20 protein-coding genes are annotated in these 24,431 nt (G+C 61.9%); 8 read left to right on the top strand and 12 right to left on the bottom strand.

What is annotated here, in order from left to right; all coding sequences use genetic code 11:
• Window positions 1–306: 306 nt before the first annotated feature.
• Window positions 307–2,292, top strand: coding sequence for an acetoacetate--CoA ligase (locus tag J9314_RS02945; RefSeq protein ID WP_210604429.1), 1,986 nt, complete (start codon window positions 307–309; stop codon window positions 2,290–2,292).
• 98 nt (window positions 2,293–2,390) lie between these two features.
• Here the strand turns inward: J9314_RS02945 and J9314_RS02940 are convergent, their stop codons facing one another.
• Entirely contained in the window at window positions 2,391–3,143 is a 753-nt protein-coding gene (locus J9314_RS02940; RefSeq protein ID WP_210604428.1) for an OBAP family protein, read from the bottom strand.
• 63 nt (window positions 3,144–3,206) lie between these two features.
• Here J9314_RS02940 and J9314_RS02935 point away from each other — a divergent pair, with 63 nt between their 5' ends.
• Entirely contained in the window at window positions 3,207–3,632 is a 426-nt protein-coding gene (locus J9314_RS02935; protein WP_210604427.1) for a hypothetical protein, read from the top strand.
• A 60-nt stretch (window positions 3,633–3,692) separates the two neighbouring features.
• On the opposite strand, the gene J9314_RS02930 is transcribed toward J9314_RS02935, so the two are convergent.
• Entirely contained in the window at window positions 3,693–5,366 is a 1,674-nt protein-coding gene (locus J9314_RS02930; RefSeq protein ID WP_210604426.1) for an APC family permease, read from the bottom strand.
• A gap of 270 nt (window positions 5,367–5,636) precedes the next feature.
• Between J9314_RS02930 and J9314_RS02925 the strand changes: the two genes are divergently transcribed.
• The 5 genes from J9314_RS02925 to J9314_RS02905 all read left to right on the top strand — a co-directional run bounded on the left by J9314_RS02925 (window position 5,637) and on the right by J9314_RS02905 (window position 9,087).
• Entirely contained in the window at window positions 5,637–5,768 is a 132-nt protein-coding gene (locus tag J9314_RS02925; protein ID WP_210604425.1) for a helix-turn-helix domain-containing protein, read from the top strand.
• Window positions 5,769–5,774: 6 nt separating this feature from the next.
• A complete protein-coding gene (locus J9314_RS02920) occupies window positions 5,775–6,071 on the top strand; it encodes a hypothetical protein (RefSeq protein ID WP_210604424.1) in 297 nt (98 codons plus the stop codon).
• A 51-nt stretch (window positions 6,072–6,122) separates the two neighbouring features.
• Window positions 6,123–6,446, top strand: coding sequence for a hypothetical protein (locus tag J9314_RS02915; protein ID WP_210604423.1), 324 nt, complete (start codon window positions 6,123–6,125; stop codon window positions 6,444–6,446).
• 107 nt (window positions 6,447–6,553) lie between these two features.
• Complete coding sequence (locus J9314_RS19415; RefSeq protein WP_425514172.1) at window positions 6,554–7,726, top strand: SAVED domain-containing protein; 1,173 nt, start codon at window positions 6,554–6,556, stop codon at window positions 7,724–7,726.
• Window positions 7,723–9,087, top strand: a complete 1,365-nt coding sequence (locus tag J9314_RS02905; RefSeq protein WP_210604421.1) for an SMODS domain-containing nucleotidyltransferase — start codon at window positions 7,723–7,725, stop codon at window positions 9,085–9,087. The genes J9314_RS19415 and J9314_RS02905 overlap by 4 nt, the downstream gene beginning before the upstream one ends.
• A 162-nt stretch (window positions 9,088–9,249) precedes the next feature.
• On the opposite strand, the gene J9314_RS02900 is transcribed toward J9314_RS02905, so the two are convergent.
• The 10 genes from J9314_RS02900 to J9314_RS02855 form a co-directional block, all read right to left on the bottom strand.
• Window positions 9,250–10,656: an FAD-dependent oxidoreductase gene (locus J9314_RS02900; RefSeq protein ID WP_210604420.1), complete on the bottom strand. Its 1,407-nt coding sequence runs from the start codon at window positions 10,654–10,656 to the stop codon at window positions 9,250–9,252.
• A 30-nt stretch (window positions 10,657–10,686) separates the two neighbouring features.
• Window positions 10,687–11,013 carry a ferredoxin gene (fdxA, locus tag J9314_RS02895; protein ID WP_166969623.1) on the bottom strand — a complete coding sequence of 109 codons (327 nt, stop codon included), beginning with the start codon at window positions 11,011–11,013 and terminating at the stop codon, window positions 10,687–10,689.
• Window positions 11,010–11,810: a uroporphyrinogen-III C-methyltransferase gene (gene cobA / locus J9314_RS02890; protein ID WP_210604419.1), complete on the bottom strand. Its 801-nt coding sequence runs from the start codon at window positions 11,808–11,810 to the stop codon at window positions 11,010–11,012. The genes fdxA and cobA overlap by 4 nt, the downstream gene beginning before the upstream one ends.
• The gene (locus J9314_RS02885) at window positions 11,807–13,180 is read right to left on the bottom strand and encodes a sulfate adenylyltransferase subunit 1 (RefSeq protein ID WP_210604417.1); all 1,374 of its coding nucleotides are present in this window, start codon (window positions 13,178–13,180) and stop codon (window positions 11,807–11,809) included. Before J9314_RS02885 ends, cobA begins: the two co-directional genes overlap by 4 nt.
• On the bottom strand, window positions 13,180–14,175 hold the full coding sequence (gene cysD, locus J9314_RS02880) for a sulfate adenylyltransferase subunit CysD (RefSeq protein ID WP_210604415.1): 996 nt from the start codon (window positions 14,173–14,175) through the stop codon (window positions 13,180–13,182). The genes J9314_RS02885 and cysD overlap by 1 nt, the downstream gene beginning before the upstream one ends.
• Complete coding sequence (locus J9314_RS02875; RefSeq protein WP_210604413.1) at window positions 14,172–14,969, bottom strand: phosphoadenylyl-sulfate reductase; 798 nt, start codon at window positions 14,967–14,969, stop codon at window positions 14,172–14,174. Before J9314_RS02875 ends, cysD begins: the two co-directional genes overlap by 4 nt.
• Window positions 14,966–16,696, bottom strand: a complete 1,731-nt coding sequence (locus tag J9314_RS02870) for a nitrite/sulfite reductase (RefSeq protein ID WP_210604411.1) — start codon at window positions 16,694–16,696, stop codon at window positions 14,966–14,968. The genes J9314_RS02875 and J9314_RS02870 overlap by 4 nt, the downstream gene beginning before the upstream one ends.
• A gap of 163 nt (window positions 16,697–16,859) precedes the next feature.
• Window positions 16,860–17,951 (bottom strand): Fic family protein, encoded by a 1,092-nt coding sequence (locus J9314_RS02865; protein WP_210604410.1) that lies wholly within the window; start codon window positions 17,949–17,951, stop codon window positions 16,860–16,862.
• A gap of 60 nt (window positions 17,952–18,011) precedes the next feature.
• Window positions 18,012–18,884 carry a sirohydrochlorin chelatase gene (locus J9314_RS02860; protein ID WP_246490579.1) on the bottom strand — a complete coding sequence of 291 codons (873 nt, stop codon included), beginning with the start codon at window positions 18,882–18,884 and terminating at the stop codon, window positions 18,012–18,014.
• A gap of 401 nt (window positions 18,885–19,285) precedes the next feature.
• Entirely contained in the window at window positions 19,286–20,557 is a 1,272-nt protein-coding gene (locus J9314_RS02855) for an MFS transporter (protein WP_210604408.1), read from the bottom strand.
• Window positions 20,558–20,878: 321 nt separating this feature from the next.
• On the opposite strand from J9314_RS02855, the gene J9314_RS02850 reads away from it, so the two are divergent.
• Window positions 20,879–24,427: an SIR2 family protein gene (locus J9314_RS02850; protein ID WP_210604406.1), complete on the top strand. Its 3,549-nt coding sequence runs from the start codon at window positions 20,879–20,881 to the stop codon at window positions 24,425–24,427.
• Window positions 24,428–24,431: the final 4 nt, after the last annotated feature.

Here is a 24,431-nt window from a genome sequence, read left to right as displayed (position 1 = left end):
GTATAGTTGTATAGACCATTCTTAACCTCAAAGGTGCGTCCGTCAAGGGAAGCCAGTAGATCCGATTCGCCTATTACAAATGTGCGGCCTCAATCCGACCGCAACTTCTCCCGAACGGATCCCAGAACACTGACTTCGATCATCGGCAACCGGATCAAAGGACGCCCGCACAATGTATGTAACCCCTCGTGAGGCTGAGCTCATCCGTACAGCTGAATTCGCGGGTCTAAGGTGGACACAAATATGCAATTGCAGAACGAGTTATCTCACTCGACCTGCCGCCCGCCGAAGTGCTGAGGAGAAGAATTGACCGCTGAACCGATCTGGCGTCCCGACCCCGACCAGTCGCCGCGCCCGCAGATTCTCGACTTCACCGACTTCGCCAACAAGCGCATCGGTCGGCACATGGCCAGCTACGACGACCTGTGGCGCTGGTCGACCGGCGACCTCGACGGCTTCTGGGGTGCGATCTGGGACTACTTCGACGTCATCGCCGACGAACCGTATACGGAAGTCCTCGCCGACCGTTCCATGCCCGGCGCCACCTGGTTCCCCGGCACCCGCCTCAACTACGCCGAACACGCTCTCCGTGCTGCACTCGACGAGAATCTCGCCGATCAGCCAGCCATCATCACCATCACCGAAGCCGGCGACCGTTCGGAGACCACCTGGCGCGAGCTGCGTCGCCAGGTCGGATCCGTCGCCGCCTGGCTGCGCAGCCTCGGCGTGGGTCAAGGTGACCGCGTCGTCGGCTACCTTCCGAACACCCACCACACCCTCATCGCTTTCCTCGCCTCCGCTTCGATCGGTGCCATCTGGTCCGCCTGCGCCCAGGACTACGCCGCCGAAGGAGCCGCCGCGAAACTCGGGCAGCTCGAGCCGGCCGTCCTCTTCGCCGCCGACGGCTACCTCTGGAACGGCACCGCCCACGATCGCCGCGACCAGGTCGCGGGCCTGGCGTCACGGATCCCGAGCCTGCGAGCTGTCGTGGGGGTCGGCAACCTCGGCGTGGGTGCCCTCGATGAACACCACACGATTGCGAACCTCTCCACCTGGGACGACGTCGCCTCCGGCGATACCCCGCCCGAGTTCGTGCGCGTCGATTTCGACACCCCGCTGTGGGTGCTCTACTCCTCGGGCACGACGGGGATCCCCAAGGGGATCGTGCACAGCCACGGCGGAGTCGTCGTCGACCACCTGCGCATGTTCGGCCTGCACATGGACATCAGGCCCGGCGACCGCTTCTTCTGGTACACGAACACGAACTGGATGATGTGGAACTTCGTCGTCTCCGCACTCGTGGCAGGAGGCACCACCGTCTGCTTCGACGGCAGCCCCCTCTACCCCGGCCCAGCACGACTGTGGGAGATCGCCGCAGACACGCAGGCCAACGTGCTCGGGCTCAGCCCGGGGATCCTCCTGGCGGGGATGAAGGCCAGGCTCGAACCCGGCCGGGATCTCGACCTTTCACACCTGCGGCTCATCGGAGCCACCGGCGCACCCGTGCCCGCGAACTGCTTCCCTTGGGTCCGCGACGCCATCGGCGAGCGCGTGCAGCTGGCTTCAACGAGCGGCGGCACTGACGTAGTCAGCGGATTCGCCGGCTCCGCACCGAACCTCGAGGTGTGGGCGGGCGAGCTCTCGGCGCCGAACCTCGGCGTGGCACTGGAATCCTGGGACGACTCTGGTCATCCACTCATCGGCGAGGTCGGGGAGATGGTCATCACCGCCCCGATGCCGTCGATGCCGGTGAAGTTCTGGAACGACCCCGGCGGACAGCGCTACCGCGACACGTACTTCTCGATGTTCCCCGGAGTGTGGCGCCACGGTGACTGGATCACCATCACCGACCACGGCAGCGTCATCATCTCCGGGCGCTCGGACGCCACCCTCAACCGGCACGGCGTGCGCCTGGGCAGCGCGGACATCTACGACATCGTCGACGACATCGCCGAGGTGGCCGAATCCCTCGTCATCGGTGCCGAGCAGCCGAACGGCGGGTATTGGATGCCGCTGTTCGTGGTGTTGGCACCGGGAGTTTCGTTGGATTCCGGGTTGCGGGAGCGGATTTCTGGGGATCTGCGTTCGAAGGCCTCGCCGCGGCACGTGCCGGATGACATCATCGCCGTGCCTGCGATCCCGCACACCCGCACGGGTAAGAAGCTCGAGGTGCCGGTGAAGCGGCTCATTCAGGGGCATCCGTTGGATCGCGTGGCGAATCCGGATGCTGTGGATTCGTTCGAGGCGTTGGAGTACTTTGCGCGGTTTGCGGGTGGGGGTGCCGGTAACTGAGCGTCTTTTGTCGAGTGCTGCGGGCACGGGATGGACATGATGCGGTTTCGCTCGGCTCCGGGGAACCCATCGTTCTCCGTCTCTGGCACGTCTCGGTTCTACCGTTTGACGGGTGTCTCCTGCAGAGTCGTCTGCATTGCTGTCCCGCTCTCCCACGAGTTCGCGCCTGGGGCCACCTCCGGCATCGGGATGTCTTCGCGGCGTGCACGGTTGCGCTGCGTCGAAACGCCGACCTCGCCGTCGCGCTCTCGGACCAGCTCTTCGCGGACTTGCCCATCCTCGGTGAAGCCCATCATCAGCTGCGGGGCACCGTAGGGGAAGTCGTGAACGTCGTACTGCCAGGTGTGGAAGGTCTTGCCGTAGGTCTTCACCAAGTCTTCGAAGTAGGCGTGTTCGGCGATCTCCGGAACGCCAGGGGCGGTGAGGATTCCTGACTTGATCTCATAATGGTGGCTGTGCCAGAGTTTCTTCTCCTCTTCGGGCAGGGCGCGGAAGCGGTCTTCGCTGATGATGTACTCGATGCCGATCAGACGCGCGTCATGGGCGTTGCGGTCGAAGATGACGCACTGGTGCAGGTCATGCTCTAAGTGGATGCAGAAGTGGGCGGCGTGGACCTGACGTCCGGTGTCATCGGCATAGATGTGCAGGCCGTCGAGGTATGTGCTCATCGCGCTCAGCGGATACCTTCGCTGCAGAAATGCGGAGCCCAGGTCCAACACTCGGTGCTTCCAGGGATGGCCTCTGCTGGTTTTGAGATTGCTTACGGCCTTACGCCCGGCAAGAGCCGCTGCGGTGCCGCCGATGCCGAGTGTGAGTCCGGTGGTGAAGCTCTTCAAATGTGTCAGTTCCATAATTCATCGTAAGGCGGATGGTGACGCGGTTGAACCCCCTGCAGAGGGCCTGAGGACTATCGCGTGAGCCGATTCTTCAAACGTCCCCGTCTTGGAACACTCTTCGAACTGCTCGTCCTCCGCTTCGTCAGCGTCAGCTTCCCCGGCTTCCGTCTTTTCCTTGTCTTCCCCCGTGTTCCGATCGTCAGGATGCTCCACGGCGTCCGGAACTGCTTCTTCCCCATCCTGGGCCTCCTCGAATCGTGCCCCGAAGTGAAGCCCCTCCGGCCTCAACTGTCACAAGCCACCGAGCGGCGACTTCATTTCATCGTGGGCTCCAGGCCGAGCGCCGTCAATCCCCCATCCCGACTCAGACAATCTGATCTCGCCACGCGCTTCACCTCACTTGGCCGCGTAGAGAAGACCACCAATGATCCGCTGCCCGAAATCTCTGTTTCGACCCAGTTCGCAGGCACGGAACGTGGCGGGGCCGAGCCGGGGCAACGATAGGTCATGGGCCGCAGCGTCAGTGAGTTCCGACGCTGCGGCCCGTCTTGCTCGGACGAACGATCATTCCCCGTCGATGTGTTCGGCGCTGGCCTCCTTGGTGTTCTCGACATTGGCGACCACGTCTTCCGACTTCAGGCGGAACTTGATCCCGACGTAGAAGACGATCGCGGTGAAGATCGTGCACACCAGCTCGCCCCAGCCGAAGGTGAGCACGCCCAGGGCGCCTTCGCCATAGTTGCTCAGCAGGCTGAGCACGGCCAGACCGCCGAGCCACAGGACCATCCACCAACCGGACCTGAACTGCAGCGGCGGGATCGTCTTGCGGTCGCTGAACACGTAGTGCAGGCCGAGGACGACGTAGCCGAGCGCCATCGCGAGGAACAGCTTCCAGTTCGTGTCCCACCCGGTCCAGAACACGATGAGGTTCGCGGCGAGGAATCCGAGGAACGGCAGGACGTCTCCGCCGGGCAGGCGGAAAGGTCGCTCCTGATCGGGCAGCTGACGGCGCAGGGCCGCCACCGTGATCGGGCCGGAGCCGAAGGAGATGACGGTGCCGGAGGTGATGAATCCGACCATCTTCGCCCATGACGGGAACGGGAAGAACAGGAAGCACGCGACGATGAATGTCACGAGCAGTCCGAACCACGGAATTCCGCGCTTGTTGAGCTTCGTCAGCGCCTTCGGGGCGTTGCCGACGCGTGCCTGTGAGTACGACAGGCGCGGGGTGAGCGCAGTGAAGATCAGACCGGTGTCGGCAGGCGAGACGACGGCGTCGATGTAGAGGATGATCGCCAGCCACATCGCACCGAGCATGATCGCGATCTCTGCCCACGGGCCGGCCGAGTTCGAGAACGACAGTCCGCCCCAGCCGTCCTTGAGCAGATCGGTGGGGATGGCGCCGATGAACGCGACCTGCAGGAGGATGTAGATGATGCCGGTGAGCACGATCGAGCCGATGACAGCGAAGGGCACGTTCTTCTGCGGGTTCTTCGTCTCCCCGGCGAACTCCACGCCCTGCCGGAATCCGAGGTAGGAGAAGACGATGCCGGCCGCGGGCAGGGCCGCGAAGATCGGGGCGATGCCGTTGGGGGCGAAGCCGCCGAACTCGGGCATGTGGAAGTGACCGGGGTTGAACGCCAGCAGCGCGAGCCCCACGAACACGAGGACGATGACGGCGAGCTTCCACCATACGAGCACGTTGTTGAAGTGCGCGAAGAACTTCACGCCGAACATGTTGATGACGCAGAAGACTGCGACCATCGCGATGGACACGAAGATGCCCGGAACGGTGAGGACGAGGACGCCTTCCTTCGACTCCATCAGCCACGGCATATAGCTCGACGCATACTGGACGGCCGCGAGCACCTCGATGCCGACGGTGCCGGCCGCCGAGAGCCACGTGATCCACCCGCTGGTGTAACTGGCGAACGAACCGAACGCATAGTGCGGGTAGCGCACGACACCCCCGGCGACGGGGAACATCACCCCGAGCTCGGAGTAGTTGAGTGCGACGAAGATGATGAGGATGGCGCCGATGGCCCAGGACAGGATCGCGGCCGGACCGGCCATGCTCGCGGCATCGAAGGCACCGAAGAGCCATCCGGAGCCGATGATCGACCCGACTCCGGTGAAGAGCAGCCCGGTCTTGCCGATATCGCGTTTGAGGCCTTTGTCGTGGACGACCTTCACGCTCGTGGGCGCGCCGGACGATACGGGGATTTGTGAGGGCACCATGGCCTCCAGGGGTAGACGGCAGTAGTTCCGCGGACAGTCTTCTCCTGAAGAGGGGTGATGTCAATCACATAACCCGGTTATCCATCGAAGGCACAGACACAGACGATCCCGAGGGCCGGATTGATGCCCTCGGGGTCGAATGGTGGAACGTTTCGGGTCACTATGTGGGGTTTGCAGTGGTGAAGAGGTGTGTTCGGAAGTCGGCGCGGAAGCTCTTGTATAGCGCATTCACGGTAAATTGCATATACGCAATCAACGAGAGGATTGCACGTGGAAGCACTTGTAATCGCCAAGAAGGTCCGAGCTTCGTCTGGGAGCACCCGCAAGGAGCTCGCCCGCGTCGCTGACGTCTCGCCGTCGACCATCGGCCTCGTCGAACGTGGAGAGATGGATCCGACTTAAACAACGATGCAGAAGATCCTTGCCGCAACTGGGTATCAGATCAACGGAACGACTGTCGTTTCCAGTGGAGATACCTCGGCAATACTCTCGGCCGTTGCTCTCTTCACGGCGCTGTTTCTGCGAGCCGAGATGAGGACTGCGGAGGCAACCGGTTCATTAGCCGCCGCTGTCGACGCCGTCGACGAGCCTTGGACAAAGCGGTGGAGGCGAGCAGGGTTGCTCAATGACTCGATCAGCGCGGACGATCTGATTGCGATTGCCGTGTCGACAGGAAACACCGGGGCGGTCGCACGGCGCCCGTGAGTTCGGTTCCCAGTTCCGATTTAAGGCGGTTGGCGAACGATTGTCGACCGAATGGAAGCGAATAACGTCAACTATGCCGTGACGGGGCTTGTCGCGACTCGGCCAGACCGGCCCGAACAGACCATCGGCACTTCGTTCATCTACGTCAGTGATCCTCAAGAAGCACCAGAACACATAGGCCCGTCGAGAGCACGCGCCGGACAGGGCGTTCTCCTGCTCGAGGCCGAGTCCGACGTCCTCAGTCAGGTCGACGTCGAAGGAAGAATCTGCTTCGTTCCGAAAGCACGAGCACTGCTCGACGCATTCTCCGGCCCTGGCCGCGGACCGGACGAAGCCGAAGACCTGCTCCGCGCTCTGTGGGAGTGTGCCCTCTGACCTCGGATTTGCAGAAGCAGTACCAAATCAGCTCGGTCCCGCAATGCTATGTCAGTGGTCATGAGTAGATTGAACTCACCACCTTCACTCATCTGCAAAGGGCACCGATGGCAGCCGATAGAGATACAGAAATACAGCGATCTGGATTATCAGAGCCCGTGAAATACCGCGCATGGGGACGCGCGGCCGCACGCTGCGTGCTCTGCTCCCAGTGGCTAATCAACGATCAACACTTCTGGCATGAAATTCCTGTCGGGGAACTAGCTCACATAGTGGCGGCGTCCTCTGGAAAGAATGCACCGCGCGGCGATAGCGCACTCGATACGAACGACCGAGCCCTCGAAGCAAACATCTTGTTACTATGCCATTCCTGTCATCGAGCAATTGACTCAAAGGCGCATCGAGACGAATACTCCGTCGAATTCCTTCGCGCGCGGAAGGCAGAACACGAAAAGCGAGTGCGCGAGGTCACTGATTTTCCTACCCTGCGCCCTGCAACCGTACTTCGCGTGCATGGTCCCATAAGATCTTCAATCAGTCCGCCAACGGCTGAGCAGATTTCCCACGCGCTATTGCACTCTGGTCTGACTGGCCTCGACGCGGATACACGGAACGGGAGATTTGACGTATCACTCGACCACAGCGAAAAGGAAGAGTGGAGCTGGCAAGCCGCTCGCTCGCAGATCGACAAGCGAGTGGCGCAAATATACGAAGCAATAGCCGGAGAAGACACCCGAGTAGTCGCAGTATTCGCTATCGCGCCCATCCCTACACTTGTGTACCTCGGATCGCGTCTCGACGACAAAGTCGAGACTGTGCTGCTTCCACGTCAACGTGTTGACAACTACTCGACGTGGTCATGGCCCAAGAACCCCCCTCCGCCTGTGAGATTTGAAACGAGCTGTGAAGCTAAATCGTCAGTTCCGGATGACATCGTCGCCGTCATAAATGTGAGCGGGACCGTCAACCCTAGTCGAATTCCTACACACCTCCAGAACATCCCAGTCATTACAGTTGCCCCTGTCGACGAGATACCTCGACCAGATTTAGTTGAGTCGCTAGATACGCTCAATGAATTCGGTTCGGCTTGGCGGGCGGCACTCGCGACCGTCGAGGCAAAGTGGCCTCAGGCACAAAGGATTCATATCATTGCGGCAGCACCCACTACAGTGGCGATCATGATTGGGCGATATCGAATGCGTGACGCTCACCCGGCGTTCTTCCTTTACCAGCGCACCGACACAAACACATATGAAAACGTGATGGAGATCTCAGAATGACTGCGCGAGTAAGAGACTTCAACGAATTCTTACGTGACCATGTAAATCTAAATCAGTCGCGAGTGGAGTCACTTCAAAAGCGAGTTTCCTCGCTCGACGACTTCATCTCAGAGAGATCATCGCTTACAGATATGGTTAACGGTGACATCATCCCCCAAGGCTCGTTCGCTCACAGAACCATTATAAAGCCTTATAGTGGGAACGATTTTGATGCTGACGTGCTACTTCCGCTTGAGGAACAGCCCGACTGGACGCCCAAGAAGTACATCTTGGAACTCAACCGCGCACTTGGTGCTTCGTCCAACTATGCGGGCAAGACCGTTCTCGGCAAACGGTGCGTAACTATTGACTACGCCAACGACTTTCACATTGACGTAGTGCCCTTTGTTACTCGATCCGACGGTCTGACTTACATTACCCATCGAATTGATAACGAGTTTGTCAGGCAGGACCCTGTTGCATTCACTGATTGGATCAGAGAAAGCGCACGAACAACAAACGGCCACCTAATCCGAGTCGTTCGTCTCGTAAAGTATCTGAGAGATCGTAGCTCAATTGAGGTACCGTCAGTCGTAATCGCAGCGCTTCTCACTGAACGAGTTCGAATTTTCTCAGTCCATGGGGAGTACTCGAATGTCGCGTCGACGCTGACCGCTCTTCTGGAAGACCTGAATGATTACATCGGCCCGCTGCAATCTCCCCCATTCATCAATGATCGCATCGGAGGAAATATCGCGGATCGTGTGACGCAGACTGGGTTCAAAAATCTGCAGAGTCAAGTATCCACGTGGGCGAGAAAGGCACGTCAGGCGCTTGACGCGAAATCAGAAGAGAGCGTTGAGGAATGGCAGAAGCTTTTTGGTACTGCATTCGGTAACGCGCGGGTGTCCAATGCGATCGACGAGTCCGTTGTTGCGGCCGCCAACACGCCTCATATCGAGACTTACGAATACACCATGGCACCCGGTGAACAGACTCTCGAAGGCTCTCACGGCATTGAAACCCGTATTGACCCCAACTATCACATGCGACTAGTGGGGCGTTTCAGTCCTCGGTCGACCCCCAAGGGACGCCCACGACCAATGGATTCCAACGGAGGTTTCGTACCAATAGGTCGCGAGCTCGTATTCACTGTGGAGGAATGCAATGTGCCTGGGGACTACGACATCTACTGGAAGGTTCGAAATGCTGGTCCGGAGGCCGCCCGACTACAGAACTTCCGAGGCGAGATCCGAAAGGCCGGTGCAACGATTACCGAGAACAGCATGTTCTACGGGCCACATTGGGTAGAAGCTTGGGCAGTCAAACGGGGAGTTGCGGTTGCAACTGCGCGACAAGACGTAACCATCATGCAAAACTGATCTTCGAATCAAGGCGTAGCTACCCGCAACCGTCACTGTTGCTCCAACGCGGCGATCTGTACAACTTCGACGTCCGCGGAAATAGCCGAAGACCTGTACCACACACTGTTGGAACAGGTCTTCGGATGAAACCTACGGGCTGATCAATTCACCGCGGCCTGATCAGCTACCCGCGTTCGCCTCCGCGGTCAGGTGTGCGCGTGCTTCGGCGAGCATGGCCTCGCGGGTTGCGAGCTTCACTCGCTCACGCCCCTCGGCCTCGCCGAGTGCCTTCTCCGCGGCCTCGAGCCGGTGATAGCCCTCCCAATCCGCAAAGTCGACGCCCTTGGACTCGAGGAGTTCGACGATCGACTCCTGACCCGGATACACCGGTTCGGTCAGCGCACCAGCGGCCTGATCGGTCAGGATGTGCCCGATCGTCTCCAGGGCATCACCCTTCGTGTGCCCGATGAGCCCCACCGGTCCGCGCTTGATCCATCCGGTCGCATACACGCCGGGGATCACGTCCGCCTCGGCGGCCTGGCTCTGATCGTCGGTGTCGACGACACGACCCTCATGATTGGGGATGACGCGCTTGACCTCATCGAAGGGCAGCTGCGGCAGCTTGGTGCCCGCATAGCCGACCGCCCGGTAGACGGCGTCGATCTCCCAGTCGTGGAAATCGCCCGTCCCGGTGACCCCACCGGTGCCGTCGAGTTCCTGACGTTCCGTGCGCAGCCCCGTCACCTTCTCCTCGCCGAGGACGGCGACCGGTGCGTGGAGGAAGTGCAGGTGCAGACGCCGCTTCGCTCCGGTCTCCTCGCGCATCGCGAAGTCCGTGAGCGTCTTCGTCACCTGCTTGACCTGGTTGCTCGACTCGATCGCCTCGAGCGAACCCTGGTCGAACTCGTAGTCCTCGGGGTAGACGATGATGTCGACATCGGCGACCTGCCCGAGCTCACGCAGCTCCAGCGGAGTGAACTTCGCCTGCGCGGGACCTCTGCGACCGAACACGTGCACGTCGGTGACGGCGGAGGACTTCAGACCCTCGTAGACATGGTCCGGGATCTCCGTGGTGTGCAGGTCATCGGCCTGCTTCGCAAGCACCCGGGCCACGTCGAGGGCGACGTTGCCGTTGCCGAGCACGGCGACCTTCTCCGCATCCAGCGGCCACGTCTGCGGCACATCCGGATGCGAGTCATACCAGTTGACGAAGTCCGCGGCCCCGTACGATCCGGGCAGATCGATGCCCGGCAGCTCGAGCGGCGCATCGACGAAGCACCCGGTGGAGAAGATCACCGCATCGTAGCGATCGGTGAGCTCGCCGAGGCTGATGTCCGCCCCGTACTCGACGTTGCTGAACAGGCGGATGTCCCCGCGGTCGAGGACCTTGATGAGCGCATTGATGATGCCCTTGATCCGCGGATGGTCCGGGGCCACACCATAGCGGACGAGCCCGAAGGGTGAGGGCAGGCGCTCGAACAGGTCGATGCTCAAGTCCAGGTCGTGTTCGGCCTTCGTCAGCAGGTCCGCGGCATAGATGCCGGCGGGTCCCGCGCCGATGATGGCCACTCTCAGTGGTGTCGTCATGGGTGTTCCTCGATCAGTCGTCAGTATTCGTCAGTCGTCGGTGTTCTGCGGGGGCAGAGCCGCGATGAAGGGATGGTCTTTGTCGATGACCCCGTGTGCGGCAGCCCCGCCCGGGGAGCCGATGTCGTCGAAGAAGTCGACGTTCGCCGCGTGGTAGTCCTCCCACTCATCGGGCACATCGTCTTCGTAGAAGATCGCCTCGACCGGGCACACGGGTTCGCATGCCCCGCAGTCGACGCATTCCTCGGGGTGGATGTACAGGGAGCGTTTGCCCTCGTAGATGCAGTCGACCGGGCATTCCTCGATGCAGGCGCGGTCCTTCACGTCGACGCAGGGCTGAGCGATGATGTAGGTCATGGGTTCCTTGCCAGCTTCGGTTCGGGTGTGACCGCGGCGTCGAAGGCGCCGGCGGCGTAGGGGCTGTGGGTGACGACATCGCCGATGACGACGATGGCCGGTGAGCGCACGCTGCGGCGTGCGGCGTGGAAGGCGATCGTGGACAGCGTGCCGATCGTCACCCGCTGGTTCGCACCGTAGCCGTCCTCGATGATCGCGACGGGGCAGTCGCTGCCGCGTTCACCGCGGGCGAGCACTCCCGCCGTATGGACGAGGGTGCCGATGCCCATGAGCACGACGACCGTGTGGTCGCGTCCCCCGCCGATCTGCTCGATCTGGTCATGACCGGTGACCACTGTGTACGCGGTGGCCACACCTCGGTGGGTCAGCGGGATCCCGGCGAGCGCGGGAACCGAGTTCGCGCTGGTCACTCCCGGGACCACTTGGGTGTCGATGCCGGCCTCACGGCAGGCGAAGACCTCTTCTCCCCCACGTCCGAAGACGAAGGGGTCCCCGCCCTTGAGGCGGACGACGCGGCGGCCGAGTCTCGCCTGTTCGATGAGGATCTCGTTGATCCTCGACTGCGGGACCGGGTGGTGGCCCGGCTGTTTGCCGACATCGATGATCTCCGCATCCAGGGGCGCGCCCCGATCCTCGGCGAGCTGATCGATGATCGCACGCGCGCCGAGGCGGTCGGCCACGATGACATCGGCCCGCTCCAAGGCGCGCAGACCGGTGACAGTGAGCAGCCCGAGGTCGCCGGGTCCGGCACCGACGAGCAGCACACTGCCCGCGGCCTGGGTGGGGAAGAGACTCATGCGGTCTCCTCGGGAGTGTGGATGCCCGCCGCGAGCGTATTTCCCGACTGCGGGTCGATGATGACGAACGCCCCGGCCGAACCGTGGGCACGGAAGTCCGCCACCGGCAGTTCGGCAGAGAGCTTCACCGTGGCCTGGCCGATGTCGTTGCCCGCGAGCACCTCGGCGGCCTCCGTCTGCGCGGTCGCGAGGTTGCGTTTGGTTTCGATCGTGACGATGCCCTTGACGGTCGTCGTCCCGGTCTTCACCAGCACCCGATCGCCCGTGCGCAGCCCCTCGGAAGTGAAGGGGAACACCTCGGCGCGCAATTCCTTCCGGGCCGGCGGCAGGGTTCCGGCACCGGCGATGACGGTGCCGCGTGCGGTGTCGATGTCATCGGCGAGCCGCAGCGCCACCGACTGCGGGGCGCCCGCGGTCTGCAGCGGCCCGTCGGCGGTGTCGATGCCGGTGACTGTCGTGCGGATCCCGGCCGGGTGGACGTCGATCTCATCGCCGAGGCTGACCCGCCCTGAGGTGATCTGACCGGCCACGGCCCGGTAGTCCCGGAAATCATCGGCGTCGAGTCCCGGTGCGAGTCCGCCCTGGGGGCGCAGCACGGTCTGGACGTCGAGGCGGAAGGGTTCGAGATCCGCGGTGTCCTCGTCCTTGCTCGGCAGGGTCTCGAGCAGGTCGAGCAGTGCCGGGCCTTGGTACCAGGGGGTGTTGTCCGAGGTGGTGGCGATGTTGTCGCCGGCCAGCGCGGACATCGGGATGATGTGCGGGGACTCGAGCCCCACCTCGGCGGCGATGTTCGCGACCTCACGTTCGACGGCCTCGATCGCGGTCTGATCGTAGTCGAGGAGGTCGATCTTGTTCACGGCGATGATGACGTGGCGGATGCCCAGCCGGGAGACCACGGTCAGGTGCCGGCGGGTCTGCTCGGTGGGGCGGTTGCGGGCGTCGATGAGGACGACGACGGCATCGGCGGTCGTGGCTCCGGTGACCATGTTCCGGGTGTACTGCACATGCCCGGGGCAGTCGGCGAGGATGAACGACCGGCGGTCGGTCGCGAAGTAGCGGTACGCGACGTCGATGGTGATGCCCTGTTCGCGTTCGGCCCGCAGACCGTCGGTGAGCAGGGCGAAGTCGAATTCGCCGCCGAGGAAGCCGCGTTCCCGGCTGGTCGCGGTCACGGCTTCGAGCTGGTCGGCGAGGATCGCCTTCGCGTCATGGAGGAGTCGGCCGACGAGGGTGGACTTGCCGTCGTCGACGGATCCGGCCGTGGCAAAGCGCAGCAGCGTCTTCGTCTTCGCGTCCACGACGGCGGTGGTCGGTTCCGGGGTTGTGGTTTCTGCGGTGGTTGCAGTCTCTGCGGTGGTGGTTGTCGTCATCAGAAGTATCCGTCCTTCTTGCGGTCTTCCATGGCCGCGGCCGAGATCCGGTCGTCGGCGCGTGTGGCACCGCGCTCGGTCACGGTGGTGGCGGCCACCTCGGCGAGGATGGAGTCGAAGTCGGCGGCGTCGGATTCGACGGCGCCGGTGCAGCTCATGTCGCCGACGGTGCGGTAGCGGACGGTGCGGCGGATGACGTCCTCGTCCTCGCGGGGGACGGAGAATTCGCCGGTGGCCCACCACATGTTGTCGCGGTTGAAGACCTCGCGTTCGTGGGCGAAGTAGAGCTCGGGCAGGTCGATGTTCTCCCGGGCGATGTAGCTCCACACGTCGAGTTCGGTGAAGTTCGAGATGGGGAACACGCGCACGTGCTCGCCGGGCAGGTGGCGGCCGTTGTAGATGTTCCACAGCTCGGGGCGCTGGTTGCTCGGGTTCCAGCCGCCGAACTCATCGCGCAGCGACAGGATCCGCTCCTTCGCCCGGGCTTTGTCCTCGTCCCGGCGGGCCCCGCCGAACACGGCGTCGAATCCGCCGTCGGCGATCGCGTCGAGCAGCGGCTGGGTCTGCAGGGTGTTCCGGGTCCCGTCGGGGCGTTCGCGCAGGCGACCGTCGTCGATGTAGTCCTGGACCTTCGCGACCGTGAGGTCGAGGCCGAAGCGTTCGGCGGTCTCGTCACGGAAGCGGATGATCTCCGGAAAGTTGTGGCCGGTGTCGACGTGGAGGAGCCCGAAGGGGATCTTCGCCGGCCAGAAGGCCTTCGCCGCGAGGTGAAGGACCGTCACGGAGTCCTTGCCGCCGGAGAACAGCAGCACGGGCTTCTCGAACTCGGCGGCGACCTCACGGATGATGTGGATCGCCTCGGATTCCAAGACGTCGAGGGTCGACAGGGCGGTGCCTGCGCTTGGGGTTGTCTGGGCTGTCTGGGCTGTCTGGCCGGTCTGGGCTGTCTGGCCGGTCTGGGCTGTCTGGGTTCGGGGTGCGTGGTCGATGCTCATGTGTGGAGTCCGCATTCTGTTTTGTTCGTTCCTGCCCACCGGCCGGCGCGGGGGTCTTCACCCTCGGCGACGGGGCGGGTGCAGGGCTGGCATCCGATCGACGGGTAGCCCTGCGACAACAGTGGGTTGACGGGTACGTCGAAGGCGCGTGCGTAGTCGAGGAGGTCATCGAACGACCACGAAGCCAAGGGGTTGACCTTGACCAGGCCGTTCTTGTCATCGAAGGTGATCAGCGGGGTGTTCGCCCTGGTCGGAGCCTCGTCGCGGCGGACCCCGGTGAACCAGAGCTCGTAGCCTTCCAGCGACTTCTTCAGGGGTGCGACCTTGCGGCGGGCGCAGCACAGTCCGGGGTCGCGGGCGAAGAGGTCCTTGCCGAATTCGGCGTCCTGTTCGGGCACGGTCTGCTCCGGGAGGACGTCGACGATGTGGACATCGACGCGGCGGGCCACCTCGTTGCGGGTGGTGTAGGTCTCCGGGAAGTGATAGCCGGTGTCGAGGAAGAGGACGTCGACGCCGGGCAGGTACTGGGCGACGTAGTGCGGCAGGGCGGCGTCGGCCATCGAGCAGGCCACGGCGCAGGCCGCGGTGTCGAAGTGTCGCGAGACCCAGCGGATGACGTCGGCGGGGTTGGCCTCGGCCACCCCGTTGTCCGGGTCACCGCCGAGCTCACGGGCCCCCGCCTCGGCGATGGCTTTGAGCTCCTCGATCGGGCGCGGTTCGGGACGGTGGCGGTCGGTCGCGGTGGGGGTGCTTGGGGTGGTGGGGCTCGTGGCGGTGTTCGTGTTCGTGCTCATGTCAGTTCCTCCTCGTCGACGCGGTGGGCCCATTCGGAGAACGTCTCGGTCTCGGTGCGGCCGGCGAGGAACCGGCGCACGAGTGTCTCGACGTAGTCGCTGAGGTGATCGGCGGTGACCTTGAGGCCACGGACGGTGCGGCCGAGTCCGGCCTCATCACGGTCCTTCGAGGCCAGTCCCCCGCCGACGTGGACCTGGAAGCCGGGGGCCTGCTCGCCGTCGTCGGTGGTGACGATCTGGCCTTTCAGCCCGATGTCGGCGGTCTGGATGCGGGCGCACGAGTTCGGGCAGCCGTTGAGGTGGAGGCTGATCGGGTGCGGCAGGTCGTCGATGTCGGCCAGGCGCTCTTCGAGCTTCGTGATGGTGTCGGCGGCGGTCTGCTTGGTCTCGACGATGGCGAGTTTGCAGTATTCGATGCCGGTGCACGCCATCGTCGAACGGCGGAAGAGGTCCTTGCGGCTGGACAGGCCGAGTTCGTCGAGTTCGGCGACGACGGCGTCGACATCGGATTCCTCGATGTCGAGCAGCAGGATCTTCTGGTGCGGTGTCGTGCGCAGGCGGGTCGAGCCGTACTTGTCGGCGAGGTCGGCGATCTGACCGAGCAGGGTTCCCGAGACGCGACCGACGATGGGGCTGACACCGATGTAGTAGCGGCCGTCCTTCTGCTTGTGCACGCCGACGTGGTCACCGGCGGTGACCGGCTTGGTCGGTGCCGGTCCGTCGGCGAGCTGGTAGCCGAGGTATTCGGTCTCGAGGATCTCGCGGAACTTCTCCGGACCCCAGTCGGCGAGCAGGAACTTCAGGCGGGCCTTATTGCGCAGGCGGCGGAAGCCGTAGTCGCGGAAGATCGAGGTCACGCCGAGCCAGGTCTCGACGACCTGGTCGGGGGCGACCCAGGTGCCGAGGCGTTCGGCGAAGCGGGGGACGACGGACAGGGCGCCGCCGACCCAGAGGTCGTAGCCGATGCCGTGTTCGGGGTGGTCGACGGCGACGAAGGAGCAGTCGTTGATCTCGTGGACGACGTCCTGGCTGGGGTGGCCGGTGATCGCGGTCTTGTACTTGCGCGGCAGGTTCGACAGGGACTGGTCGCCGATGTAGCGGCGCGAGATCTCTTCGATCGCCGGGGTCGGGTCGATGAGTTCGTCGGCGGCGACGCCGGCTACGGGTGAGCCGAGGATGACGCGCGGGACGTCGCCGCAGGCTTCGGTGGTCTGCAGGCCGACGGCTTCGAGGCGGTTCCAGACCTCGGGGACGTTCTCGATCTCGATCCAGTGCAGCTGGATGTTCTGCCGGTCGGTGAGATCGGCGGAGTCGCGGGCGAAGTCCTTCGAGATGTCGGCGATTGTGCGCAGCTGCTCGGTGGTGAGCTTCCCGCCGTCGATGCGGACCCGGAGCATGAAGTATTCGTCTTCGAGCTCATGGGGTTCGAGCTTCGCGGTGCGGCCGCCGTCGATGCCGGGCTTGCGCTGGGTGTACAGGCCCCACCAGCGGAAGCGGCCGTGGAGATCGGATGGGTCGATCGAGGCGAAGCCCTGCTTCGAGTAGGTCTCCTCGATGCGGGCGCGGACGTTGAGGCCGTTGTCCTCGGCCTTATCGACCTCATTTTTGTTCAACGGTTCGTGGCCGTCGACCTTCCACTGACCGTTGGACTTCTTCGGTCGGGCAGGCTTCTTCGCGCGCGGCGATTCGGCTGCGGGGTTCGTGTGCTCTTCCACCTTGGTGGACATCGATCGTCTCCAAACGCTGATGGGAGTCAGTGATAGGCCACGCTACAAGAGGAGGCGATTGCTCAACACTTTGCCTTACCTAACTTCCGACACATTGCGACACATGCCGTCATAGAACGGAAGAATTCACGCGGGCAGGAGGCACGATGGAGTGATAGGTTCGTCAGGCTTTCTGTCGGCGGCCCGCACGCTCGGCAAAGGCGTCGATCGCGAACAGCACCTCGTCACTGCGCCAGAACGGCCCAAGCTTGTGCTCATTCTTCGACTTGAGGATCCCTGCTTCAACGAGAGCTTTGAGAGGTGGGTAGACGTTCGGCTGCGCGACCCCCAACTCGTCGGCGGCCGCTGCCGAGTTGAGCACTGGGCGGGCGACGAGCACATCGAGCAAGCGCCAGGCATTCGAATGCCTTCTCGCTGTCAGCGTCGAATTCCACCGCTCCCTGATTTCGCGCAGGTCAGCCACGAGCTGAGTGCTGTTTTCGATCGCCCGGAAAGCTGCCTCGGCGAAGATCCGAACGATCTGGTTGATGTTGCCCTCTCGGTATTCCGTCAGCGCACGGTGATAACGCTTCACATCCGTGAGCAGCCCAGCAGAGACAGGAACAGCGACATTTCGAGTAATGCCTCTCTGCCTCAGCATAGCCTGCACGATTGCTCGACCGGTTCGGCCGTTGCCGTCGGTAAACGGGTGGATCGTTTCGAACTGGGCGTGGGTGATGGCGATCGACGTCATCGCCGGGATATCCGAGCGACGGGCGAACAGGGCCAGATCGCCGATGAGTTCCGCAACCCGGCTGTGATGGGGCGGCACGAATTCCGCACCGATCGGCGAATCCGACCGTGTGCCGATCCATACTTGCTCTGCTCTGAACTCTCCCGGCGTGTGGCGCGGGTCCACTTCCATGAGCACTTCATGTATTGATCGCACCGATGCTCCGGTCAGCGCCCGCACAGCGCTGAGCGCGGAGAGCAGCGCCCTGGTGTTGGCGGTGATCAGTTCCGCGTTGCTGCCCGAACGCGATCCCAGCTCAGCCGAGAAGATCGCGCGGGCACTGGCCGTAAGATTCTCGATCTGCGATGACGAAGCAGCTTCCGAGCGCAGGAGGACGGGGCTGAAACCGGCCAAGTCGAGCCCCAGCTCGGCGTCGAACCTGCTGAGCCCGCGAGCCGCTTCTTCAGCAAGGGCATTCACTTCGCGGTCGATGACCGGAGTGAGATCGGAGATCCTGGGAGGAACCGAAGCTTCAGAACTCATAATCACCGCCTCCAGTTTTTATGAGTTTCTCCAGTTTCTCATAAAATCGAGGGTAGTGAGTTATGAGTTCAGGAACCGGTCGCGGACGATATCGACGAGCAGGTCGGGGACTGTATGGCGCTGAAACTCGGCAGCTTCCGCAACTGACTGCGGATCAGACTCTGGAAGTCGCTGGTGCTCGCCCGAGGTCAGCAGGGGTGAGCTGAGGACATTCTGCGTGTCGGCGATGAGGCCCCGGGCGAGGTCGTCAAAGAAGCCGGGAGCGAGCAGATAGTTGGCCAGAACGAGGCGATTCATCGCATGTTCATTCTGCTCAACAAAGCCTGTGAGCGGAGTCCCTGCGCCGGCGAGGAATCCGACGTCGACGGGGCGTCCGAGTTCCTGCGCCAGGAGTTCCCCCATCTCGCGACAGGACTCGTTGGCGCGCTCGTCACTCGAACCCGCTGCAGCGAGCACGATCTCGTCGTCAGCGCGCAGCGTCGGGAGACGTTCGGCGAGAACCCTCGCAAGTCGGGGGTCTGGCCCCAGTGTCGGGGTCAGGCGGATGTCGCGGGCGGGAGTGCCGGTCTCACCGGCGCCGGCGTTCTCGGAGGTGACCGCCTCGGCGGGGCTCGTGTCATCGGCACGATCGGCCGCCTCGGCGGGGTTCGCGTCATCGGCACGATCGGCTTTCTGCGCACGATCGACCGCCTCGGCGAGGTCGACGTGGACGTGGTATCCCGGCGAAAGAAGGAGCGGGACGAGAATGACGGGGCGGTCGTGCGGGAGGCGGTCGACCACCTCGGCGACGGAGGGCTCCTGCACATCGACGTGACCGAGCATCACCTCGTCGACGAGCCCGCGCTCGCGCAGATCACGAGCAACCTCGGCGGCGAGCGCCTCGATGAGTGCCTGTCCCTGGGTCGACGATGTGCCGTGGGAGATGAGGCCCACCGACGGCAGGCCCCTCGATGGCCCGCCCGTCACCGCAGGCGCCCCTGTGACGACCGAACGGCTGCCCGCATGGCGCTCCGCCTCGGCGAAAGGCCAACGACCCTCGGGTTGAGGCGAGCACGGGCGACTCCGGTTGCGTTCATCCGAATAGGGTATCCGACCCGACGCGGTGCCGGTGGGCGAAGTGTCATCTCCGGCCCCTCGATCAAGGGCCCGTGCACATATCGACCGGCGCCGCACCCCGCCACCCGCGATCAAGGCCGCGCGCACATTTCGACCCCTCGACGATTCCACATCCGCGCTGCCGCTTGATCGAGCGGATTCGCAGCGCCACCTCGGCGGGGAAACACCGCGCCGAGCGGGGCGACGATGGTGACGACGCCCCACTCGGTGGGGGCGACTCAGCGCTGCTTGTACACTTTTCGAGCCACGATGACGCCGATGAGCGAGAGCAGGGACAGTGCCGCGTAGTAGAAGCCGGGCACGGTCAGCTCGCCGGTCGCGCTGAGCAGGGCGGTGAGGATGAGCGGGGCGAAGCCGCCGAAGATCGCGACACCGAAGCTGTAGGCGATGGTCATGCCCGAGCTGCGGACGCGGACGGGGAACAGTTCGGACAGCAGCGCCGGCATCGGGCCGAAGTAGAAGACCATGAACAGGCCGACGATCGCCTCGCACAGGGTGAGGACTGGAATCGAGGGATTCGCGGTCAGGAGCATGAACATCGGCCACGCGATGATGATGCCCACGATCGTCGTCGGGATCATCACGGTCGTCGGGCCCACCTTGTCGGCCAGGCTGCCGGCGAACGGCGAGCCGATCAGGGTGATGATGCCGGCGACGACGGCGCCGGGGAACGCCGCCCACGGTTCGAGGCCGAGGTTGCCGACGGCGAACTGCGGCAGGAACGTGATGAGGTAGACCGAGATCGTGGCCATGGCGATGATGAGGAACGCGGAGAACAGGCGGCCGAAGTTCTGGCCGAGGAGGACGCGCAGCGGGTTGTCGGTCTTCTCGGCGGCCTTGAACTCAGGAGTGTCATCCATCTTCGAACGGATGTACCAGCCGACGGGGCCGATGAGCAGACCGACCGCGAAGGCCACGCGCCAGCCCCACGAGTGCAGGGCCTCTTCGCTCAGTGCCGAGCTGAAGATCCACGAGATGCCGGCGGCCAGGAACATCGAAATGCCCTGCGTCGCGGTCTGGAAGGAGGCGTAGAAGGCCTTGCCGCGCTTGGCGTTCTCGGTGAGGAAGGCGGTGGCCGAACCGAACTCGCCGCCGGCCGAGATGCCTTGGATGATGCGGGCGATGATGAGGCCGATCGCGCCCCAGATGCCGATCGTCGCCTCGCCGGGCAGGACGACGATGATGAACACGCCGAGCGTCATCAGACCGATTGTCAGCGACAGCGCAGACTTGCGGCCATGCTTGTCGGCGTAGCGTCCGATGAGGACGGCGCCCAGCGGCCGGACGACGAAGGTGATGGCGAACGTCGCCCAAGTCATCAGCTGCGCCGACAGTCCCTCGCCCGGGTAGAAGACTGCGGCGATGGAGGTCGCCATGAACCCGAAGAGGATGATGTCGTACCACTCGAGGGCATTGCCCAGTCCGGCCGCGAGGACGGCCTTCCGTGCCCGCGACTTCTCTTCGCGGGAAACCTCGATCGTCTCACTCATTGCACGCCTCTTCTAATTTGTGCCCGATTGGCGGGATTGGCAGAGCCTGTGGTGGCTCGTTGGCTTACAGGATGCAGGCGCCGTTGCTCGTCATCCGGGGGCTGGGGTGTCTCTTGTTGGTGTCTCTGGTCTCACTAGCATGTCCCTGTAGTCGTCAGCGAAATGATTGTAGTCCGGTCTTATCCCACCGCAAGGGCCGTCTCAGCAGATGGCGAGCCATGTCACCCCCGCTTGTTACGATCGCGATATGTTGACCGAAGCTCAGAAGCACTCCCCTGCAAAACAGACCGAGACACAGAAAATCCGAGAATTGTTATAACTATGAGGATCACCGACGAAGTCGACATTCCCGATGAACTCATTGCAGCCGCCACCGACGGTGACTTAGTTCTATTCGTTGGCGCGGGGGTGTCAATGAACGCGCCCTCTAACCTTCCCTCATTCACAGAGCTCGTTACGCAAATTGCTGAGTCGATTGGAGCCTCCATCGACAAGCAAATGGAGCCGGATGCAGCCATCGGACGATTGTGCAATTCGGATCCCTCTGCAAGAGCACATCTCCGCGAGGTAATCGCCGACATAGAGTCTCAGCCAAATGACACTCACCGGGCAATAGTTCGACTAGGCAACGCGTGCGGCTCCGTCCGAATAGTTAGCACCAACTACGATGAGCACCTCTGCACGGCGGCTGGCGAACTCTCGATTGAACTGGGGGACACCTACATGGGCCCGGCAGTGCCCCTCGGCCGCAACTTTACGGGCCTGGTGTATTTGCACGGGCGTATATCGAGAGACCTGGAAGATCTTGTCATCACTGATGAAGACTTCGGTCGTGCTTACCTATTCGACGGCTGGGCGAGGCGGTTCGTCACTGACCTGTTTCTAACGCGAACCGTCCTTTTTATCGGCTACAGTCACGACGACGCCGTTATGAAGTATCTGGCCCGGGGACTTCCGCCCAGCACAAAGCGGTTTGCGCTTACCAGTAGGCCGTGCGACCGGAAGTGGAAAGATCTTCGCATCACCCCCGTCGAATATTCCGACAAGTCTAATCACGCGGCGCTACCAAAAGCGCTAAATGCTTGGGCGCAGCGGCTGGAAATGAAACAATTGGACCACAGCGCGAGAGTGAAGGAGATCGCTGCTGGCGGTCCGCCGAAGGTGCCAGTAGAAGATGACTATCTTGCATCGACACTGTCCACGCCAGCCGGCGTACGAGCGTTTAGTGAGATTGCGCGAGGACACGAATGGCTCCCGTGGATCGAGCAACTACCTGCATTCTTGTCACTATTCGATCCGCATAAACAGTGCACTGACACGAGTCAGATTCTCGCGCAATGGTTCGCAAACAACTACGCAGCCGACATCACGTTGTCAGATCTAGCACTAGCAACCCTGGCAAGGCATGGACCCGTGGTCAATGCTCGATTGCTCGAAGCGATCGCATTCGCGGCCTTCGACTTACGGGACATCTCGACCGACTTGTCAACCAAGTGGTCAACGATTGCGACTCATGCTTTACGGACGCACCACGGAACCCTTGAACCACCATGGGGAATTGCGGCAAACGCCTCCTTATCCAATGCATCGGTGCTTCCGCTATTGAGACAGGCTCTGCAACCCCGCCTACAGCTACGTATCGAGCAGCCATGGTACCTCGATCAGCAAGCAGCAGGCGATAGAGTCAAGATCGACATCAGATGGGCAGGCTCGGATCACGATCTCGAGGAACTCCTTGAACGAGCGTGGAAAAGTCCGTCAATTGATGCGACCTCCGTACTTCAGATAGTCGAACAATGCATGACCGATGCGCACGAATTACTTGCCGCCTGCGGCATAAACACCCCTGGGGCCAACTGGTCGTATAGGCGCTCGGCAATTGAACCGCATGAGCAAGATAGTGCTGGCTATTTCGAGGACACGCTAATCGATGCTCTCCGCGACGCGAGTACCGAACTCATGAACGTAGACCACTCGATCATGCTCCGCTGGCTTCACAGCGAATTCGTTCTGTTCCGCCGTATTGGGCTACACCTTGTCACTGAAAATTCAGCTCTCAGCGTCGATGAGAAGCTCGATCTCTTCCTTCAGGGCCCGCACCTCTACGACCTCCTATGCAAACACGAGACCTTCCGATTGCTTGCGACCGTTGCTCCCGACCTGGATGAAAATGGGCGTCGTTTACTTCTCAGCCATGTCCTAGAAGGACCGCCGCAATTCAAAACTGGGAAGGACGAAGAAGGGGTACTTCACGACAGATGGATCTTCGACATCGTTGACTGGCTCTCCCGATATGTGAGTGGGTGGAGCCAAGTTGATGAGTCAATTGACGCCATTCTTCACCGTCGGCCAATGTTCCAAGCCCGCAATCACCCCGATTTCAACAGCTGGATGGAATCTGGCTGGGTAGAGGATAAGGCACCCTTCACTGCTCAGGAACTCATTGACACTTATGAACAGCACGGACCCAAGTACACAATCTCCACCATCACCGAGCAGGACTATGAGACGGATAGTTTCGACGGACCAACCTGGCGAGGTGCCTCCAACACCATCCGTGATGCCGTGAAAAATCGACCTGAAGTAGGGTTAGGACTGCTTGAAGAAGCTGCGCTCTTCGAACCGACGTCCCAGACTGCAGACTTCGACATCGCGCTTATTGCTGGACTCAGCGAGGCAGAGCTAGATAATAGACATCTTCAGACTGCCCTACACTATCTTTCTAGCCTCGCACCCCGTAGACAACTTGCACGCGCACTCAGTGACTTCTGCCTATCCGTTGTATCCAAGAAAGAAACTCAGCTCTTTGACTGCACAATGCAGCAAGTCGATGACCTAGCCGAACAGTTAGTTGAGAATCATATTCAGGACGAAGAAGGATACGAATCCGATGATTGGCTAATGCTCGGGCTGAACAGGTGGCCAGGGGTACTGACTCAGTACTGGATCGAACGAATACGTTTTCAGTGGAAAGTTGAAGGAAGCAACTGGCAGGGGATACCCTCCACAGCCCAGAACGCGATAATGAATCTCTTGAAAGCAAACAGCCAAGCTACACGCCCCAGCAAAGCAATAATTTCTTCCGAGGCCTACTTCATATTTGGCGCTGACTCTGACTTTGCTACAAACACGGTCTTCCCGTTATTTGCCGAATCTCTCGGTGAGCCCGCATCTCAAGCATGGAAGAGTTACCTTAATCATCCACGAGTGGACGACGCTATGCTTGATTCAGGATTCTGGAAGTTGTTGTCTTCGGCACGTAACCAAGTATCCATGTTAGATCCAGATTCGCATGAAACGAGACAATATTGGCAGCTTATAGCTCTCGTCTGCCTTCGATCGAGCTCAGAGATTGTTGATGCAACTGCTTTCTTCGATCTTCTTTCCACAACAGACCAAAGATGCGCATTTATTGATGCATTGGCAGAATTATTCAGCCAAATCGATGAGGCTGAAGCCGCGATAGCCTGGAATACCTGGGTATCCACACTGGCCAGAGCTCGCCTCGACCGATCCATTTCCACTGTTTCCGCTCAGGAACGCACTTGTTGGGGCGATATGGCCCTAGGGATGCCCGCTTCGCTTAGCATCGAGGCGCTCGAAATCAGCGACAAATCACCTGGCCCCCTTGGGAATAATTCCACATTAGTAGATCTACCATCTGGCCTGCTTGAAGCGCATTCGGACTGGATTGCAGGTCTGATTATTCGGCGACTCGAGCTGATGACCCAATCTGATTGGAGTATTGCGCGGGAGCTTGAACGGTTTGCGTATTTACTTCGACAAAACGGCGCCCAAGATGAAACTCTCAATAATCTCGCCGAACGAGCGCTAACCATCGGTATTCATACAGCAATCAAGTGGGTATAAGTCT

It is taken from the genome of Brevibacterium oceani (assembly GCF_017948325.1).
Classification (GTDB): domain Bacteria; phylum Actinomycetota; class Actinomycetes; order Actinomycetales; family Brevibacteriaceae; genus Brevibacterium; species Brevibacterium oceani.
The sequence above is the reverse complement of the archived record's forward strand: the minus strand, read 5'-3'. Positions and strand labels throughout refer to the sequence as shown.

Coding starts and splice junctions, on each gene's coding strand:
- cysD (WP_210604415.1), bottom strand. CDS start 14,175: ATGAGCATCGACCACGCACCCCGAACCCAGACAGCCCAGACCGGCCAG.
- J9314_RS02855 (WP_210604408.1), bottom strand. CDS start 20,557: ATGAGTGAGACGATCGAGGTTTCCCGCGAAGAGAAGTCGCGGGCACGG.
- J9314_RS19415 (WP_425514172.1), top strand. CDS start 6,554: ATGGCAGCCGATAGAGATACAGAAATACAGCGATCTGGATTATCAGAG.
- J9314_RS02905 (WP_210604421.1), top strand. CDS start 7,723: ATGACTGCGCGAGTAAGAGACTTCAACGAATTCTTACGTGACCATGTA.
- J9314_RS02900 (WP_210604420.1), bottom strand. CDS start 10,656: ATGACGACACCACTGAGAGTGGCCATCATCGGCGCGGGACCCGCCGGC.
- J9314_RS02920 (WP_210604424.1), top strand. CDS start 5,775: ATGCAGAAGATCCTTGCCGCAACTGGGTATCAGATCAACGGAACGACT.
- J9314_RS02885 (WP_210604417.1), bottom strand. CDS start 13,180: ATGACGACAACCACCACCGCAGAGACTGCAACCACCGCAGAAACCACA.
- J9314_RS02870 (WP_210604411.1), bottom strand. CDS start 16,696: ATGTCCACCAAGGTGGAAGAGCACACGAACCCCGCAGCCGAATCGCCG.
- J9314_RS02915 (WP_210604423.1), top strand. CDS start 6,123: ATGGAAGCGAATAACGTCAACTATGCCGTGACGGGGCTTGTCGCGACT.
- J9314_RS02865 (WP_210604410.1), bottom strand. CDS start 17,951: ATGAGTTCTGAAGCTTCGGTTCCTCCCAGGATCTCCGATCTCACTCCG.
- J9314_RS02850 (WP_210604406.1), top strand. CDS start 20,879: ATGAGGATCACCGACGAAGTCGACATTCCCGATGAACTCATTGCAGCC.
- J9314_RS02875 (WP_210604413.1), bottom strand. CDS start 14,969: ATGAGCACGAACACGAACACCGCCACGAGCCCCACCACCCCAAGCACC.
- cobA (WP_210604419.1), bottom strand. CDS start 11,810: ATGAGTCTCTTCCCCACCCAGGCCGCGGGCAGTGTGCTGCTCGTCGGT.
- J9314_RS02930 (WP_210604426.1), bottom strand. CDS start 5,366: ATGGTGCCCTCACAAATCCCCGTATCGTCCGGCGCGCCCACGAGCGTG.
- fdxA (WP_166969623.1), bottom strand. CDS start 11,013: ATGACCTACATCATCGCTCAGCCCTGCGTCGACGTGAAGGACCGCGCC.
- J9314_RS02940 (WP_210604428.1), bottom strand. CDS start 3,143: ATGGAACTGACACATTTGAAGAGCTTCACCACCGGACTCACACTCGGC.